The organism is Hymenobacter glacialis, assembly GCF_001816165.1.
GTDB classification, from domain to species: domain Bacteria; phylum Bacteroidota; class Bacteroidia; order Cytophagales; family Hymenobacteraceae; genus Hymenobacter; species Hymenobacter glacialis.
Genome location: NZ_MDZC01000028.1, coordinates 59,827 through 77,660 on the forward strand (window position 1 = coordinate 59,827; position 17,834 = coordinate 77,660).

Annotated in this window: 13 protein-coding genes; 5 read left to right on the forward strand and 8 right to left on the reverse strand. The window is 60.2% G+C overall.

Annotated elements, in window-relative coordinates:
* Positions 1 to 183: 183 nt before the first annotated feature.
* Positions 184 to 525 (reverse strand): hypothetical protein, encoded by a 342-nt coding sequence (locus BEN48_RS18575; protein WP_125932454.1) that lies wholly within the window; start codon positions 523 to 525, stop codon positions 184 to 186.
* A gap of 119 nt (positions 526 to 644) precedes the next feature.
* Positions 645 to 1,184: a DUF6252 family protein gene (locus BEN48_RS03310; RefSeq protein WP_070732906.1), complete on the reverse strand. Its 540-nt coding sequence runs from the start codon at positions 1,182 to 1,184 to the stop codon at positions 645 to 647.
* A 1,083-nt stretch (positions 1,185 to 2,267) separates the two neighbouring features.
* Between BEN48_RS03310 and BEN48_RS03315 the strand changes: the two genes are divergently transcribed.
* Both BEN48_RS03315 and BEN48_RS03320 read left to right on the forward strand, forming a co-directional pair.
* Positions 2,268 to 3,389: a Fic family protein gene (locus BEN48_RS03315; protein ID WP_070732908.1), complete on the forward strand. Its 1,122-nt coding sequence runs from the start codon at positions 2,268 to 2,270 to the stop codon at positions 3,387 to 3,389.
* A gap of 73 nt (positions 3,390 to 3,462) precedes the next feature.
* Positions 3,463 to 3,918: a hypothetical protein gene (locus BEN48_RS03320; protein ID WP_070732909.1), complete on the forward strand. Its 456-nt coding sequence runs from the start codon at positions 3,463 to 3,465 to the stop codon at positions 3,916 to 3,918.
* A 297-nt stretch (positions 3,919 to 4,215) separates the two neighbouring features.
* On the opposite strand, the gene BEN48_RS03325 is transcribed toward BEN48_RS03320, so the two are convergent.
* The 3 genes from BEN48_RS03325 to BEN48_RS03340 all read right to left on the reverse strand — a co-directional run bounded on the left by BEN48_RS03325 (position 4,216) and on the right by BEN48_RS03340 (position 8,793).
* Positions 4,216 to 5,097, reverse strand: a complete 882-nt coding sequence (locus BEN48_RS03325; protein ID WP_241502155.1) for a bestrophin family protein — start codon at positions 5,095 to 5,097, stop codon at positions 4,216 to 4,218.
* A 753-nt stretch (positions 5,098 to 5,850) separates the two neighbouring features.
* The gene (locus BEN48_RS03335; protein WP_070732915.1) at positions 5,851 to 6,516 is read right to left on the reverse strand and encodes a porin family protein; all 666 of its coding nucleotides are present in this window, start codon (positions 6,514 to 6,516) and stop codon (positions 5,851 to 5,853) included.
* 123 nt (positions 6,517 to 6,639) lie between these two features.
* Positions 6,640 to 8,793: a glycoside hydrolase family 97 protein gene (locus BEN48_RS03340; protein WP_083320717.1), complete on the reverse strand. Its 2,154-nt coding sequence runs from the start codon at positions 8,791 to 8,793 to the stop codon at positions 6,640 to 6,642.
* Positions 8,794 to 9,071: 278 nt separating this feature from the next.
* On the opposite strand from BEN48_RS03340, the gene BEN48_RS03345 reads away from it, so the two are divergent.
* The 3 genes from BEN48_RS03345 (at position 9,072) to BEN48_RS03355 (ending at position 13,210) form a co-directional block, all read left to right on the forward strand.
* Positions 9,072 to 9,467 (forward strand): NUDIX hydrolase, encoded by a 396-nt coding sequence (locus BEN48_RS03345; protein ID WP_070732917.1) that lies wholly within the window; start codon positions 9,072 to 9,074, stop codon positions 9,465 to 9,467.
* Between the two features lie 105 nt (positions 9,468 to 9,572).
* A complete protein-coding gene (locus BEN48_RS03350; RefSeq protein WP_070732920.1) occupies positions 9,573 to 10,916 on the forward strand; it encodes a PQQ-dependent sugar dehydrogenase in 1,344 nt (447 codons plus the stop codon).
* 167 nt (positions 10,917 to 11,083) lie between these two features.
* Positions 11,084 to 13,210 (forward strand): prolyl oligopeptidase family serine peptidase, encoded by a 2,127-nt coding sequence (locus tag BEN48_RS03355; RefSeq protein WP_083320714.1) that lies wholly within the window; start codon positions 11,084 to 11,086, stop codon positions 13,208 to 13,210.
* 91 nt (positions 13,211 to 13,301) lie between these two features.
* Here BEN48_RS03355 and BEN48_RS03360 read toward each other — a convergent pair whose 3' ends face one another.
* From BEN48_RS03360 to BEN48_RS03370, 3 genes are all read right to left on the reverse strand, one after another.
* Entirely contained in the window at positions 13,302 to 14,096 is a 795-nt protein-coding gene (locus BEN48_RS03360; RefSeq protein WP_070732922.1) for an ion transporter, read from the reverse strand.
* Between the two features lie 108 nt (positions 14,097 to 14,204).
* Complete coding sequence (locus BEN48_RS03365) at positions 14,205 to 14,993, reverse strand: oxygenase MpaB family protein (protein WP_070732924.1); 789 nt, start codon at positions 14,991 to 14,993, stop codon at positions 14,205 to 14,207.
* A 255-nt stretch (positions 14,994 to 15,248) separates the two neighbouring features.
* Positions 15,249 to 17,819: an alpha-amylase family glycosyl hydrolase gene (locus BEN48_RS03370; protein WP_070732926.1), complete on the reverse strand. Its 2,571-nt coding sequence runs from the start codon at positions 17,817 to 17,819 to the stop codon at positions 15,249 to 15,251.
* Positions 17,820 to 17,834 lie beyond the last annotated feature (15 nt).

The window sequence follows — 17,834 nt, forward strand, 5'->3', positions numbered from 1 at the left end:
GCTGCGCTCTGCATGACGGGTACTTTTGGCTCACTATTAAGGTTGATATTTGAAGATGCTGTTTAAATATCTCACCGTTTTCCTAAACGGGCCGAAGGTTCAAGTCGCTTACTTCCGGCAGAAATGTTAGCAGGGGATGATGTGCGCTGTTGGCAAAGCAAAATCGCAAGCGTTTGGTAAAAGCTACTCGCTACGATAGACAGCGGTAACCACATTATCTGGTCCCAATACAACCGCAATCTCATGGGAAGAAAGAGAAGAAGCAGCGTACACGTAGGTTAGGCCCGTCCGTTGCAATGGGGCTTCTATTCGTTGCGGGTTGCCCATGATGCGCAAAACCTGTCGCCGGTCCATCCCAATGGCCACCCGGCGCACGTTAAGCGCATTCTGCTGGGCTTGCCGAACCTCGGGACCGGTAGAAAAAATCCAGTAAACTGACAGGAATCCTAGCAGCATGAATCCGGAAACGGTTGTCAGAACATAGGGAATCCAGCGATGAAAAGTGCCTGATGATGAAGTGCCCATGAATCACAAGGTAAGTGCTCGAAATATTGCAGCAGAGCTTCTTTCAATCACTAGAACGGTTAACATATAGAGCAAATCACCGTTTTCGCAAACTACTAAAGACGCAATCCGGCCGCTGCTTAGAGCTTCTTGTCGAAACGCCCGTTGGTGACGCGCACTGTGTCGCAGCCGGGCTGGTAAAGCGTGAAGGAAAAGGTGCCCGAAACGACGCCTTGTGTCAGGTCTAGCCGCGTAATCGTGAGGGTACCTTTTTGGTAGGTAACACGGGGAGGGTCCCCGATGTAGTCACAGGGTGAGGGCTGGCTCAAGTCCGTGTAAAACGCGGAGTTGCTGTTAGGCAAATCAAAGCTATAAAACCCTGCCTGTGTCACGTTCGCTGCCCCAAATGTGATGCCTTGTCGCACCTGATTGGGTTCAACATAGCGGTACGTCTTAACCTGCAAGGCCCCCCCCGCATAACCGGGGTCATAACTAACAGTGAAGTTGGGCTTACCGTTATTTCCCTGGGGAGTCCAGGGTTGGCCGTTGAGCAGGCAGCCAAAGGTGTTGGCCCCGGTCTGGGTAGCCGGGGGCAACTGGTCCACCGGGGCGGGGTCGTTTTTCTGGCACTGGCTCAGACCCAGCAGGGCACCCAGCATCAGGAGTGGGTAGATTTTCATGAAAGGGAGCGGCAAAGCAGAACTAGATTATTGCGATGCTCAAATGTACAGGCTCGGTAGGTGCACATACCAAGCAATCTTCCGCCTCTTTCGACTTCACGAACGGCCCCTATCACTGAATAAACAACTTGCAGTTAAGTACATAGAACGCGATACAGGGGTGTTGTCAAGGCGACGCCCAGAGAAATTAATTGAACCCTCGTAATGCTGAACGAGGCGCGTTTACCTTCGGACCCTTTTGCTAAACTTAAGCAGTCTTGCTATTTTGCCTCAGGCAGGAAACCGCTAGGGCGACAAAGGCCTTAAAAATGCGTGTCAAACCGGCCCTCACTAACCGTTACTCGTCCGCAACCGGGGGTTTCCAAGGTGAAAGTGAATCGGCCCGATACGATGCGGGCGACCGGGTCCCAACGGGTGATTTGGACTGCAGCTGACTGACCGCTGCCCGTGAGGTATTGGCAATTCGTGAGGAAGTTCGAAAACACTAAAAGATTTTGCTTTGAATCATTAAGCTGGTAATTACCAGGCCCAGCGACCGGGTCAATCGCAAATTCTATCGATTGATTGGTGTTTGAGCTGCCGTTCGCGTTATTAAATGTCCGGCGACAACTGATACTAAGTCGGCTTTGATTCCATTCGGCGGCCAGTATCGGCCCATTAAAAGGACTGCCCGCCTGGGTCCAAAGCTGGCCGTTAAGCAGGCAGCCAAAGGTGTTGGCGCCGGTTTGCGTGGCGGGGGGGTAACTGGTCGGCAGGCGTGACCGGGGCGGGGTCGTTCTTGCACTTGCTGCACTGGGTGAGCAACACCAGGCAGAGGTAGAGGGGCAAGCGGCGGAGCATGGCCGGAAGGTAACTCGGGCTTGTCATCGTTTGGCGTTTATTCGCTCCTTACTTTGAACTCGACGAAGCCGAAGTAGCTGTAAACATCAAAATCTATGTTGTTTTAACGTTTGGTCTGCTGGAATCGGTCCTTGATGAGGCCTAAATCAGAGCAGACATTAAATAAATGCATCCAGTGATGCCTGCATGAAAAGCCGTAGGTTTGTGCTTGTAACAGGCCACTTAACCCGTGAAACCGCGTCAATGAGCTATCCCATTAACCCGGACCGCAACCAGCCGTGGAACGCGCTGCCGGAATTACCCGTGGCGGCAGAGCTGGTGGAAACGGTTGAAATCCTGAGCCAGTTAGTCAAGGCCCGGGCCGCGCTGGGGCGGCTGCAGGGCCGGAGCGCCGTCATTCCCAACCAAGGCTTGCTCATCAACAGCATCAGCCTGCAGGAAGCCAAGGCCTCCAGCGCCATCGAAAACATCTTCACCACCGACGACGAGCTCTACAAAGCCTACAGCGAGCAGGCCACGGCGACGAGTGACGGCGCGCCCAAGGAAGTGCTGCGTTACCGCGAAGCCCTGTGGCACGGGCACGAATACCTGCGGGACCGTCCGTCCATTGAGGCCGAGTATTTTCCCCAAGTATACCGGCAAATCACGCAGGCCACGGACGGCATCCGCCCGCCCAGCGCGCAGATATACATAAAGCAGGGCGGCTCTGGCCCCAACGCGGGGAAGGCGGCCTATACGCCTCCGCGGGGCAAGGGCGTCCTGGAAGCCAAGCTGGCCAACCTGCTCGCGTTCCTGAACGACGACGCGCGCTACCCCCTCGACCCGGTGCTGAAGATGGCCATTGGCCATTTTCAATTCGAAGCCATTCACCCGTTTCGCGACGGCAACGGCCGCACGGGCCGGGTATTCAACATCCACTACCTGACCCACAAAGGGCTGCTGGATTACCCGATTCTGTTTTTGAGCCGCTACATCATGGACCACAAGGCCGACTACTACGCCTTCCTGTCGGGGGTATCGCAGCGGGGCGATTGGAAATCCTGGCTGCTCTACATGCTGCGGGCCGTCGAAACCACGGCCACCCTGACCTATGATAAAATCAACGACCTGGTGGCGGCCAAGGACGCCATTTTGCAGGCCGTGGTAACCGATACCCAAATGGAGCGCCCGGAGCAACTGGTTAACAGCCTCTTTACCCAGCCCTTTACCAAGGTCAAGCACCTGACCGATGAGCGCCTGTACGTAGAAAACACGGCCCGCAAGTACCTCAATCAGTTAGTGAACATGGGCATCTTGGCTAAAAAAGTCATTTCCGGTCATCACTACTACCAGAACTTGGAGCTTCATCGCATATTGAGCGAGTAACTAGGAAAATGAAAGTCCCGGCCGTTTAGCTTGCCACCGTTTTCTTAAACGAATACCATCTTAGCTTGCGGTGATGTTGGACTGGCTTACTCACGCGCTAACAGCGGCTTATGGGTCGCTACAGGCCCCTAATTATGCGTTCGTCGACCGGGCCCTGCGGCAGCGGCCGTACCGGGACCTCGTGGCTGCCCTGCAACAAGTCTTTGCGGTGGAAGACATCACCGACTCCAATTACGACGTGTCTTTTGCCTACGTACTGCAGGGCGAGGCCGCGTACTTGCTCCATCTTTCAATGGTGGGCCGCTTTGCTGCGCTGTTCCCGTTCAGCCCCGAGCGCGTAGTCGGGCAGGCCCTGGCCAACGCCGATTCGCCCCAGGCCGCCGTTATTCTGCGGCTGCTAAGCGAGCACGGGGTCACCGTGGTAGAGGCCTCTTTATTGCCACTGCGCACGGGCGTACGGGACATCGAGTCCAATTCTGGGCAGACCTTGAACGTGTACCAAGCTCTTTTTACTTACGATTTTAGTTAATCGCTCCTTTTCGTAAACGACTAAACGACGGGCTATTGCAACACCAATATAGGCGCGATTGCGCTCTTTTCGTCCATGGTCGAGTTTAAGAAACTCGTCTACGATTCAAAGTTTAGGAAATGGCGCAAGGCAATGAGTTTCGTAAACTCCGTTGCCGCATGTTTATGATTGATAGAGCTGCTTGGCTGCACCAGCACGAGGGCCGCCCGCTGAACACCCGCAGCTACGGCAGCCTGGCGAGCCGTGCTTTCTCTTCCGGAGCTGGCAGGGAGTGGTAGCCGCAGTGATGAAATGCTCCTACATCAAATAAAATGCCTCGGCGGGGAGCGGAGCGGGCACTTCGTCTTCCTCCAGCAGTTGCCGCAGGTTGATTTCTACGGTGCGGGCAATGGCCGTGACGGGTGTATCGGTGGGCAAGTCGCTGAAGGGGTCCTGCATGTAGCGGGCGGTGCGCTCGACTAGGAAGAACGTGACGGCGAACATGAGCAGGATGGGGAGTTCCCACAGGCCGTTGATTTCCACCAGGCTCAGAGACAAGGTGCCCAGAAACAGGTAGATCAGAAAATGCACCAGCCGCCGGTAGTTGGTGGGAAACACCGTGCTTTTGATGCGCTCGGCCCGCCCCATCGCGTCGCACAGGCGCACCAGGGTGGCATCGAGCTGCACCTGCTGGAAGGGGTTGATAGCCTCTTGCTCGTAGAGGGTTTTGATTTGCTGCGTGTGCAGCGCCAGCAGCGCCAGCGGCTTGTTGGCGTGCTGCCCCGCGTAGGCCAGCTCCTGCGCCGGCAGGTAGCGGACCAGCGTGGCCATTGGGTCCTGGCCCCGCAGGGCCTCGCCCAGGCCGTAGCACCACGCCATCTGCCGGTAGGCCAGGCCGCGCAACAGCGCCGGCGTCAGGTGGTCCGCCTTGACAAAGCTGCGCACCTGCAGCAGGAGCGTGCGTGAGTCGTTGACGATGGCGCCCCACACCTTGCGCGCCTCCCACCACCGGTCGTACGACTGGCTGAGGGTGAAGGCCAGCAGCAGCGAAATAGAACCACCCAGAATGGAGGGCAACGACAGCGGAATGGGCGGCAAGTACGGTCCCACGAACACCTTCAGCACCTGGAAGATAACTGAGATAATCAGCAACACCGCTACATCGGGCAGAATTTGTCTCAGAATAAAGCTAGGGGGCAACTTTGCATCAAGCAACATAGGCAGCAGTACGAAGGAAGTATAAACCTGTCTGTACGTACACGAGCGGCAAGTAGTCAAACTTAGTGGTTCGCAGTTCTTCCGTTCTAGCCCGCCTGTAGCCCGCCCGAGCGCGCATTGAGCCGGCGCCCTACCTGGTGTTGGCCTGCCAACAGGCCGGGCCGCTCAACCCGGAAAAGGACTACACCGTCTGCCCCATCGGGACCGTCGGTGTACCCGGCGATATTGCCCGCTATTGCCGCATTCTAAAAAGCAAAATAGTACGCCAAAAGCATCAGGGAGTAGGATGCCAAGCAATGGAAGAGTTTAATTGACATTGTTCTGGTCCTCAAATGGAGTATTTCCGCCTTGTAAAACGCTTCATTTGAGAAGAGGTAGCTATTCACGGCAAAAACAATAAGAGGTACTACTGTAAAGCATACTATATCAGCCGATTCGGAGTCGTCAAACGCAGCAAAGCGGCTACGAAATACGAGCCCAGCACTCGCTACTGCGAAAAACATCAAAGTCATAAGACGAGCTTTGGTACTGCCAATGCCTTCACCTATCAATAGGAAAGGGAATAAGAAGCCAAAGTGTATGCTTAATAACGCTTTCTTCATTTGCTGTGTAAGGCATGCTAAAACCCTAGTTTGCATGAACCGCGGCCTACGTGAGCTTGTAACTCAAAATTGCCCTAAACTAGCGCCAGTTTAGTGCCTTCGTCCTAATAAAAATTGGCCGGTTCTGCGGAGCCTACCGGAGCAGAGGCACGCTCACCAAGGCCTGCACGCCCGCGTGGCGAGGCCGCGCGTTCGTGCCGCGTCCTCTCTCATATATTCCGGTGAAACTGCCCGTGTATCGCAATTCAAGACTCCAGCCGCTTGGCCACTGGTATCCGAGGCCTGCTACTGCGGCTCCGTCCCAACGGGGCAGCCCCTTTGGGTCCGTGTTCACCCTTTTGCCGGTGCCAACCACGCCGGGCACCGGCACGAAGTATTCTTCGCGCACCCCCGCCAGATACCCCAATTGTGGGCCGACCTCCCCAAAGAAGCCGTGATAATGACCCGTCAGCAGCACCGGCAGACACACGTAATTGGACCGCAAAGTGGCCTTGTAGCCAGTGCTACTGTTGGAAAGACGGTAGCCCTGCTGGCTGTACAGCAGTTCCGCCTGCACCACCCACCGGCTGCTGGCTCCCAATGCAAACGTGCGGTACAGCCCACCAATAGCGCCTACCAAGGGACTGATACTAGGCGGCACGCCTGTGCCTGGCCCCACCAGGGTCGTGAGGCTGACGCCGCCTTTGGTGCCCATCCTCACGACTTGGGCCGCCGTTGGGTGTGAGCCGCCGAGTACGCTTAAGACAGCCGCGCAAATGATTCGATTCATGCTATAGGTGCGTAGAGCAGGGAATGTCATCTATTGAATGGCTGCAGAAATAAATAAGCGCCATTTGCGCGAACTGCTACCTCTACGAGGATGCATTCAAGCTGACCTCAAACTGGCGTCACAGCCCGAAACAACCGGTCTGCCGGGCTCTTTTTACCGCGTGGTCTCTACCACGCTGATGGCGTAGCCGCCGCCGGGGGCGCAGTATTGCGAGAGCTTGCTCTTGCTGGTCACGTTGACTTTGCGGATGGCGTAGGCCTGGGGGTTCTTCTCGTAATGCGCGTCCCGGGCATCGGCGTAGATGGTGGCCACGTACTTCTTGCCCCGGTCCAGGAAGCGGAGGTTGACGGTGGAGGTGCGGCCGTTTTCATCGCAGGTGCTGCCGATAAACCAGCTGCTTTTGCCTTTGGCTTTGCGGGCGATGGTGATGTAGTCGCCGGGCTCGGCTTCCAGCACCTGGGTGTCGTCCCAGTCAATGGCCACGTCCTTAATGAACTGGAACGCGTCGAGGTGCTGGTTGTAGTGCTCGGGCAGGTCGGCGGCCATTTGCAGCGGCGAGTACATGGTCACGTACAGGGCCAGCTGCCGGGCCAAAGTGCTGTGCACGAAGGACTTGTTTTGGGGGTTGAGGACGCTGATTTTCGTTTGAAAAATGCCGGGCGTGTAGTCCATGGGCCCACCCATGAGGCGGGTGAAGGGCAGGATGGTGGTGTGGTCGGCGTTGTTGCCGCCAAAGGATTCGTACTCGGTGCCGCGGGCGGCCTCGTTGCCAATCAGGTTGGGGTAGGTGCGCGACAGGCCGGTGGGCCGCACGGCTTCGTGGGCATTCACCATGATTTTGTAGTCGGCCGCTTTGGTGATGGCGTAGAGGTAGTGGTTCACCAGCCACTGGCCGTAGTGGTGCTCGCCGCGGGGCAGAATGTTGCCCACGTAGCCGCTTTTCACGGCGTTGTAGCCGTTGTCGACCATGAATTTGTAGGCCTCGTCCATGTGCCGCTCGTAGTTGCGCGCCGAGCCGCTGGTTTCGTGGTGCATCATCATTTTTACGTTCTTGCTGGCGGCGTAGCGGTGCAGCTCCTGCACGTCGAAATCGGGGTAGGGCGTCACGAAGTCGAACACGTAGTCCTTGCTCTGGCCAAACCAGTCTTCCCAGCCCGTGTTCCAGCCTTCCACCAGCACGGCGTCGAAGCCGTGCAGCGCGGCGAAGTCGATGTACTCCTTCACGTGGGCCGTGTTGGCGGCGTGCTTGCCGTTGGGCTTCAGGGTGCGGTAGTCCACCGAATCCAGCTTGATGTTGGTGGCGTCGGTGTAGGCCCAGGAGCTGCGGCCGGTTATCATTTCCCACCACACGCCCACGTATTTTACAGGCTTAATCCAGCTGGTATCTTTGTACTTGGTGGGTTCGTTGAGGTTCAGGATGAGCTTCGATTCCAAAATAGCCCCGGCCCGGTCGCTCACCACCACGGTGCGCCAGGGCGAGTGGGTGGGCGTCTGGAGGTAGCCTTTGTCGCCCACGGCGTCGGGCGTGAGGTGGCTTTCGAGCACGAAGGTCTGGTCGTTCAGCTCCAGGTTCAGGCAGGAATAGTCAATCAGCGCCGCCTCGTGGATGTTGATGTAGAGCCCGTCTTTGCTTTTGAGCATGAGCGGGGTTTGCACGCCGGTGGGGGAGAAGGTGGTTTGCGAGGCGTTGCCGGTCACGGCGTCCTTCATCTTGCCGCGCACTTCGGATAGGTTCGACGTGACGGTGCTGTACTCCTGGGTGTCGTAGTCGCCGGGCAGCCAGAAGGCCTTGTGGTCGCCGGCCAGGGCGAACTGCGTGCGCTCTTCCTTCACCACAAAATGCCCCAGCTTATCCTGCTTCGGAAACTCGTAGCGAAAGCCCAGCCCGTCGTCGAACACGCGGAACCGCACCCGCAGGGTGCGGCTGGTGGCGGCCTGGGTGAGCGTCACGGCCAACTCGTTGTAGTGGTTGCGAATGGTTTTTACCTCGCCCCACACCGGCGTCCAGGTCTCGTCGAAGGTGCGCTGCTGGGAGGCAGCCACCGCAAAGCCGCTGGTGAGGGCGGGGGCATTTTTCAGGTCGAAGCCCAGCTTGCTGGTTTTGATGACATCGCGGCCCTTGTAGGTGAGGCGGTAGGTGGGCACGCCGTCGGCCTGCAGCGCAAACTGCAGCCGCAGCTGGCCGTTGGGCGACTTTATTTCCTCGGCGGCGGCGGTATGCCAGAGCAGGCACAGGCAGAACACCGCAAGGGCCTGACGAGCGTGCTTAAACGAAAAGAGCGGGGCTGAGAAAGCAGAAAGGGGCATGGTGGGCATTAATAGGATGACAAGCGGAAAGAAGCAGGTAGCTATGGTTGCGAAAGCGCCGCGCCCGCGTCCGGCAAGGCCAGCCAGGGCCTCGGAAGGGTTAAAGCTGCTACAAAGCCCCAATTTATACCCCGGATTTCGCTTCCGCTGATGCAGAGCAGAGCGCACGCGCCGGCCGCGGGGGCAAATGCGCCCCGGCCTGGACCTGGCATCTGCAAGAGCCAAAGGCGCGTATGGCGTACTGTCTGCCGGTGGCACACGCGTAACACGAATTCTGAATGATTGACAAAATAGCCTGGCTACACCTGCACGACGGCCAGCTCCTGAGCACCCGCAGCCGTGGCAAAGACCGGTACTACATTCCCGGCGGCAAGCGCGAAGCCGGCGAAACCGACCAGCAAACCCTGCTGCGCGAAATCAGCGAGGAGCTGACCGTGGCCCTCGACCCGAGCAGCCTGGCGTACGTGGGCACGTTCGAAGCGCCAGCCCACGGCCACCCCAGCGGCGTGCTGGTGCGCATGACCTGCTACCGCGCCAGCTACACCGGCACCCTGCAGCCCGCCGCCGAAATCGAGGAAGTGGTGTGGCTGACCTACCGGCACCGGCCCGAAGTTTCGGCCGTGGACCAGCTGATTTTTGACTGGCTCCGGGAGCAGGGACTGCTGGCGGAGTAGGCTGCTGGCCGGGTGGTATCACACAACCAAATCAGGGGAGCGAAGTAAACCAACCGGTGTTCACTTCACGCCGGGCCATCGGTTTGGCTTCGCTAATTCGCTCTTATGAAACCAGGTAAATCAACTGCGCTGCTGGCGTCGGTGGCGCTGCTGGCCGCGTGCAGCGGCCCCAGCAAACAGGAACAGCAGGAAGCCGCCGCCACCACGCCGGCCCAAACCATCACCACGGCCGCCGTGGATTCGCTGCGGCTGCCCGCGCCCTACAGCACCAAGTCGGTGTCCAATCGGGTGAACGTGGTGGGCTGGCCCGCCGGCAAAACCCCCACCGCCCCGGCCGGCTTCGCGGTGGCCGAGTACGCCGGCCAGCTGCAGAGCCCGCGCTGGATATACGTGGCCCCCAACGGCGACGTGCTGGTGGCCGAGTCGAGCACCGTGCCCAAGTCCACGCCCCTGAAAGTGGTGGCTAAGCTGAAGCTGGACAAGTCCCGCTCGCTGCGCTCGGAAAGCGCCAACCGCATCACCCTCTTCCGGGATACCAACCAGGACGGCCGGCCCGACGTGCGCACCACCTTCCTGGCCGACCTGAAACAACCCTTCGGCATGCTGGTGCTGGGCGACTACTTCTACGTGGCCAACACCGACGGCATTTTGCGCTTCCCCTACACGGCCGGGGCCACCAAAATCACGGGCCAGGGCCAGAAAATTCTGACGCTGCCCGCCGGTGGCTACAACAACCACTGGACCCGCAACCTGCTGGCCGCCCCCGACGGCTCGAAGATTTACGTGAGCGTGGGCTCGGGCAGCAACGTGCAGGAAAACGGCGCCGCAGCCGAAGTGCGCCGCGCCAACATCCTCCAGATTAACCCCGACGGCAGCGGCGAAAAAATATACGCTGCCGGCCTGCGCAACCCCGTGGGCATGGGCTGGGCCCCCGGCACCACCACCCTCTGGACGGCCGTGAACGAGCGCGACGAACTGGGCGACAACCTCGTGCCCGACTACCTGACCAGCGTGCGCGAAGGCGGCTTCTACGGCTGGCCCTACGCGTATTTCGGCCCGAACGTAGACCCGCGCCGCAAAGGCGAGCGGCCCGATTTGGTGCAGAAAACGTTGGTGCCCGAAGTGCCGCTGGGCTCGCACACGGCTTCATTGGGCCTGGCTTTTTATGATAAAACCGCCTTCCCGGCCAAGTACCACAGCGGCGCCTTCATCGGCCAGCACGGCTCCTGGAACCGCTCGGCTTTTTCGGGCTACAAAGTCGTGTTCGTGCCCTTCGCCAACGGCAAGCCCAGCGGCCCGCCCGAAGACTTCCTCACCGGCTTCCTGGCCGGTGGCGACTCGAAAGATGCCTACGGGCGCCCCGTGGGCGTGACCACCCTACCCGATGGCTCCCTGCTGGTGGCCGACGATGCCGCCGATAAAATCTGGCGCGTGAGCACGGCCCGGTAGGGCCCCGTGCCGCCAGCGGGCGCGGGGTTTTGTCCCGGCACCACCAATGGAAAGCGGCGCTGCAGTACCTTCCCATTCTTAACCGCAGCGCTACCTGGTTTTGAAGAACCAAGGTGGCTCCTGGTGGGTTAATTGCCAGTATTTCAACCTTCCACCATCCCCACTCTATGAAAAGCTTCTATGCCTCGTGTGCCGCTTTGCTGCTCGGCGCGCCCGTCTTTGCCCAAACGCCCATCAAGATGCTGCCTTACCCGCAGACCAAAAAGGTGGACACCGTGACCACTTACTTCGGCACCAAGGTGGCCGACCCGTACCGCTGGCTAGAAAACGACCAGGCAGCCGACACCAAGAACTGGGTGCAGGAACAAAACAAGGTGACGCAGGGCTACCTAACCCAAATTCCTTACCGCGACGCCATCCGCAAACGCCTCGAAACGCTGTGGAATTACGAGAAATACGGCGCGCCTTACAAGGAGGGCAAGTACACGTATTTTTCCAAAAATTCCGGCTTGCAGAGCCAGTCGGTGGTATACCGGCAGCTGGGCAGTACGGGCACCCCGGAGGTGTTCCTCGACCCCAACACCTTCTCGAAAAGCGGCACCACCTCGCTGGCTGGCCTCAGCTTCAGCAAAGACGGCAGCCTGGCCGCCTACCAGATTTCGGAGGGCGGCTCCGACTGGCGCAAGGTGATAGTGATGAAAACGGCCGATAAGTCCCTGGTGGGCGATACGCTGAAGGACGTGAAGTTCTCGGGCCTGGCTTGGCGCGGCAACGACGGCTTTTACTACAGCTCCTACGACAAGCCCATGGCCGGTAGCCAGTTGGCTGGCAAAACCCAGATTCACAAGCTGTTTTACCACAAGCTGGGCACCAAGCAAAGCACCGACAAGCTGGTGTTCGGCGGCGATAAAACGCCCCGCCGCTACATCGGCGCCAACCTCACCGAGGACGAGCGGTTCCTGGTCATCAACGCGGCCAACACCACCAACGGCAACGAGCTCTACATCCAGGATTTGAGCAAGCCCGGCAGCGCCATTGTGCAGGTTGTAGACAATGAGAAAAGCAACGTGAGCGTGCTGGCCAACGTGGGCAGCAAGCTCTACCTCGAAACTGATTTCAATGCCCCCAACAACCGGGTGGTGACCGTGGACGCCGCCAACCCCAAGCCGGCCAACTGGAAAGACCTGATTCCGGAAACCAAAAACGTGCTGAATGCCACCACCGGCGGCGGCAAAATCTTCGCCAACTACCTCAAAGACGCCACTTCGCTCATCGAGCAGTATGACATGAGCGGCAAGAAGGAGCGCAGCATCGCCCTGCCCTCGGTGGGCACAGCCGGCGGCTTCGGCACCAAGAAAGAGGAAAAGGAAACCTACTACACCTTCACGTCCTACATCTACCCACCTACCATTTTCAAGTACGACATCGCCACCGGCAAATCCACGGTCTACAAAAAAGCCGGCGTGCAGTTCGACCCCAGCAAGTTTGAGTCGAAGCAGGTGTTTTACAACTCCAAGGACGGCACCCGCGTGCCCATGATTATCACCTACAAAAAGGGCACCGTGCTCAACGGCAAAAACCCCACGCTGCTCTACGCCTACGGCGGTTTCAACAGCAGCGTGACGCCGGGCTTCAGCACCTCCAACATTGTGCTGCTCGAAAACGGCGGCATCTACGCCGTAGCCAACCTGCGCGGCGGCGGCGAGTACGGCGAGAAGTGGCACGCCGCCGGCACCAAGCTGCAAAAGCAGAACGTGTTCGACGACTTCATTGCCGCCGGCGAGTACCTGATTAAGAACAACTACACGTCCAAGGACTACCTCGCCATTTCGGGCGCTTCCAACGGCGGCCTGCTGGTGGGCGCCGTGATGGCCCAGCGCCCCGACCTGGTGAAGGTGGCCTTCCCGGCTGTGGGCGTGATGGACATGCTGCGCTACAACCAGTTTACGGCCGGTGCCGGCTGGGCCTACGACTACGGTACTGCCCAGGACTCCAAGGAGATGTTTGATTACCTCTACAAGTACTCGCCCGTGCACGCCCTAAAGCCTGCCAGCTACCCCGCCACCATGGTCACCACCGCCGACCACGACGACCGGGTAGTGCCCGCGCACTCCTTCAAATTCGCTTCCAAGCTGCAGGAGTCGCAGACCGGCGCCGCCCCCGTGCTCATCCGCATTGAGACCAACGCCGGCCACGGCGCCGGCCGCTCCACCGCTCAGGTCATCAGCGAGCAGACCGACAAATGGTCCTTCATGTTCCAGAATATGAACGTGACGCCGTACCAGAATAACTAAAAAACGGTCTAATAAGACGGTCATGCTCGGCTGCGCGGACGCCAGATGAGCGTGACCGTCTTTTTTGCTACGGTTGCTTCTGCATGATTACTTACCGTTTATCTGCCGCCCGCCCGGCCTGCAAGTCGGCCCGTAGCTGGCGCACTTCTTCGTGTAGCGCGGCTACGGCTGCCGCGCCGGCTACTTCCGCCTCGGGGTCTTCGGCGTCGCGGCCCATAAAGAACGAGGCCAGCGTGGCCGTGAAGTAGCCAAATACGGCAAAGCCATAGAGCGCCAGAATGAAGCATAGCGCCCGGCCTTCGCTGGTTTCGGGCCAATAGGCGCTGCCCATGCTGGTGAGCAGCATGGCCGTCCACCACAGGGCTTCGGGGTAGGTGCGCAGGCCGTTGGGCACGTCTTTTTCGAAGGCGTACATGCCAGCGGCCCCCAGCAGCAGCACCACGCCGGTAAGGCCCAGCACGTAGCTCAGCCCGCGGCGCCCGAAGCTGCGGGCCAGGGCCTTCATGCCGCGGTTCAGGGAGCCCACCACCTTCACCAGCCGCAGCCCCCGCACCGCCCGCGCCGCCCGGAACACCCGCGCCAGTCGGAACAGGCGCAAGGCCGGCACCACCAGCGAAACCAGGGTGATGACGTTGGATTTCAGGAACGACAGCTTGTGCGGGGCCAGGATGAACTTGGCCACAAAGTCAAGAATGAAAATTGCCCAGATGGTAGTGCCCAGCATTTCCAGCGCCGGCGAAAGGCCCCAGATAAGCTCAACTCCCAGCAACAGCAGCCACCCAAACCCCAGCACCAGCATGGGCGTCTCGAGCCACTCGGTAATTTGTTGCAGCAGCTCATACCGCTCGTGTTGGAGTTCTTCTTTTTCGGAGGTCGGAGTAGGCATGGCGAGGGGCTGCAGGGCAAGGGAAGTGTGCCCTTGTGCATACGCTTGGCCGGGAGCCAAGTTTGCGGTAGCTGCCAGGGTAGCGCAATTCGCACAGCCCGCCCCGGCTCAGCCCGCCCCGGCAGGGGTGAGGCGTTCCGGCTCGCCATCCAGTGCCAGAATCTGAGCGCGATAAGCCGTCGGCAAAATCGAGTTCTTCATCCAGCGGCCCAGTGCCAGCTGCTGCGTGGCGCGGTACACCGGCACCACGGGCTGCACCCACGACGGACCGCCCAGGTGCAGCAGGTTGCGCACGGTAGCGGGCACCACCAAGCGCTGGCCGTGGCGCAGCAGCCAGTAGCGAAAAGACCCCAGGTGCTTGCGGTACTGCAGGTAGAGGTCGGCAGTGAAGCGGCTATGGGCCAGGTCGGCGGCAAGGTGCTGCTGGCGGGCGGGCAGCCACGCGGCGTAGCTGGCAGGGATTTCCGCGATGCCCATGCGCCGCCCCACGCGGGCAAATACGTCAAACACTTCTTCTTTTTCGGCCAGCGTCAGGGGCCGTTCCAGCACCTCAAATGCCCGAATGGAGTAGTCGATGAGCAGGTAGAGCACATCGCGGTAGGCCCAGGCCGGAATGGCCATGCCGCGCTTGGCCTCTACAGCCCCGTGAATGGCCGCAATGGCATCGATGGCCCGCTCGGCATCGGCCTGCCGGGAGTACACAATCCGGCGGGCGTACTCTACCGTGGAAAACAGGCGGGCCAGCGGGTCGGCGGGCAGCCGGCCGGTGAAGTAGAGCCAGTCCACGGCTTTGTTGAGGGCGAACTCAGCCGCCGCGCCGGCAAAAATGAACAGCACCGTATCGGCCTTGCCCCAGATGGCGCGCACCACGGAGCCCTGCGCCACAAAGTATTCCATGCCGCAAGAACTGAAGAGGTGCGTAAAAAACTCCCGCTCCGGCGGTTTAAGCTGGACGTTTCGAGTTATCCAAAAAAACATTATAAAACGGTCATGCTGAGCGCAGCCGAAGCATCTCTACTGCTTCGTAGAACGATTCAGGCGAAGCGGTAGAGATGCTTCGACAGGCTCAGCATGACCGTTCTTATTGATTCAAACAACTTATAGACGGGTTAAGTAGCTTTTCCAACTACCCTACCACGCGGCTGGCCCGGCCTAGTGCGCTACCACCAGCCGCTGCGTGGCCACGCCCGCTTCGCCCCGAATTTGCACGAAATACGTGCCGTTGGCCCAGGTGCTGGTATCAAGAGTGTGGGTGCGGCCCCCTACGTACTGCGTGCTGCGGGTGCGGCCCTGCAGGTCGTACACGGTCAGGCGGTATTGCGAAGCGGCCGTGGCCGGCAGCACCATGGTTACCAGGGCCGTGGCGGGATTGGGATAAAGCTGGAGCGCAAAAGCCGCTTTGCCCGTGGCGGTGGCCGTGGGCTGCGCCAGCGTGAGCCGGAGCACCCACGTCTGGCGGGCAGCCAAGGCGGGCAGGGCCGCCGCCCAGTTGCTGAAGCCGCCCTGTGCATCCACGATAAGCGAGCCTGCCGTCTGGCCCGAGTACAGGTCGGTGGCCTGGTACGTGCCCGCCGGGAGCGACGACACCGCTAACGACACCGCCGCCGCGCTCACGGCCGTGTTGGCGAAGTTGGATACCACCACCACGGCTTCCTGGTTGTGCACCCTGGCGTAGCTCAGCAGGCTGCCGGAAGTGGTAGTGAGGGGCAGTAAATAGCCCTTGCGCAGCACTTCCGACGACGTGCGCAGACCAATCAGTTTCTTGTAGTGGTTGAGCAATGAGGCCGGGTCGGCCTGCTGGGTGGCTACGTTGAACTGCTGGTAGTTGGAGTTGACGCTTCGCCACGGCGAGCCGGAAGTAAAGCCCGCGTTGGCGCCCGTGGTCCATTGCATGGGCTTGCGCTTTTCCTCGTCGGGGCCGGCGCCCAGCATGCCCACTTCCTCGCCGTAGTACAGGAAGGGCACGCCGGGCATGGTGAGGTACAGGGCCGCTGCCTGCTTCATCAGGGCCAGGTTGCCGTTGAACTCGCCCAGCACACGGTTCTGGTCGTGGTTGGTGAGAAAGGTGGCGTACTGCAGCTTGGGGTAGGTGGCATCTACCAGGTTCAGCTGGGAGCGCAGTGCAGCGGGGCTGCCGGAGTTGATGCCATTGATGATGGCCGAAGCCAAATCAAACTCAAAACACACGTCCAGCCGGTCGTTGACGACGTAGGGCCGTACCCGCGCGGTGTTCGACCACGCTTCGCCCACGGTGAAGGCATTGGGGTTCACGCGTTTCACCGAATCGTGAAATTCTTCCAGAATGCGAAAGGTCTCCGGGGTGTCCTCCAGCGTGGTGCCGGTCTCGTCGAGGTACTTCACGGCATCGAGCCGGTAGCCGTCTACGCCCTTGGCCAGCCAAAACCGCGACGCATCCCACATGGCGGCTTTCAGCTGCGGATTCTGCCAGTTCAGGTCGGGCATTCCTTCCCAGAAAATACCGTAGTAATAGCTGCCGTTGCGCTGGTGCCACACCGTTTGGCCCCAGGGCCCCTGGTAGCTGGGGCGCGTGGCCGACCACCGGAACCAGTCGCGGTAGGGGCTGGTGGCACTGCTGGCCGCCTGCGTAAACCACGGGTGCTGGCTGGAAGCGTGGTTGAGCACCAAATCAATTATCACTTTGATGCCGCGCGCGTGGGCCGCTGCCAGAAAGGCTTCGAATTCGGCCATAGTCCCATAGTCGGGCTCGGTGGCTTTGTAGTTGGTCACGTCGTAGCCGTGGTAGCTTGGCGACTCCATCATGGGCATCAGCCAGAGGGCCGTCACGCCCAAGTCCGTGGTGGTGGCGGGGTTGCCGTCGTTGAGGTAGTCCAGCTTGGCGGTCAGGCCCGCAAAGTCGCCCTTGCCGTCGCCGTTGCTGTCGTAGAAGCTGCGCACGAATACCTCGTAAAACACGGCATCGTTCCACCAGAAGGTGCTGTAGCTGTTAGCGGGAGCGGAGCCGCAGCCCTGGCAGCTGGCAAAGCAGGTAGGAGCAGGTTTGTTCACAGGCGCCGTGGCGTCGAGCACGCGGTGCAGGGTGCCGGTGCCGTCGTCGCTGCCGCAGGCGCTGGGCACGGTTTCGGCCCCGGCCAGGGTGTTGCCGTTCACAAACCGGTAGAAAAAGCGGCCGGGCGCCGGCAACGAGAGCTGCACTTCGTAGGTGCCGTCGCCGTCCGCATCGCGCAGCTCGATGGCGGCGGGAGTACCGTTGGCCCCGTAGCCAGCCAGGGCCTGGAAGTTGCCCACCACGTGCACGCCCGCGCTGCTCACGGTTTGGCCTTGCATGTTCACGGCGAATTTCACCTGGGTATTGCAACCGCCAAAGCCCACGCTGGGCAGGCGCAGGGCCGTGCTGCCCAGGCTGAGCTGCCGGTTGACGTTGCCGCCGCCATCGGTCACGCCGCAGCTGGCGTTCGGCACTTCGGCCCCGGCCCAGCTGTTGCCGTTCACAAACTTGTAGAGGTATTCGCCCGCCGGCACGTTCACCGTCACCTCAAAAATGCGGTCGCCATCGGGGTCGGTGAGGGCGGTGGTGGCCGGATTCCAGTTGCTGGCGAAGCCCGCGGCGGCCTGAAAGGTGCCGGCTACGTGCACGCCCGTAGCGCCCACCGTTTGCCCAGTCATGTCAACCCGGAAGGTGAGAGGCACCGCCTGCCCGGCGAAGGCAAACGTTAGCAGCACCAGCGTAAATAGGTATTTCATTGTGTTCGGGTTCGC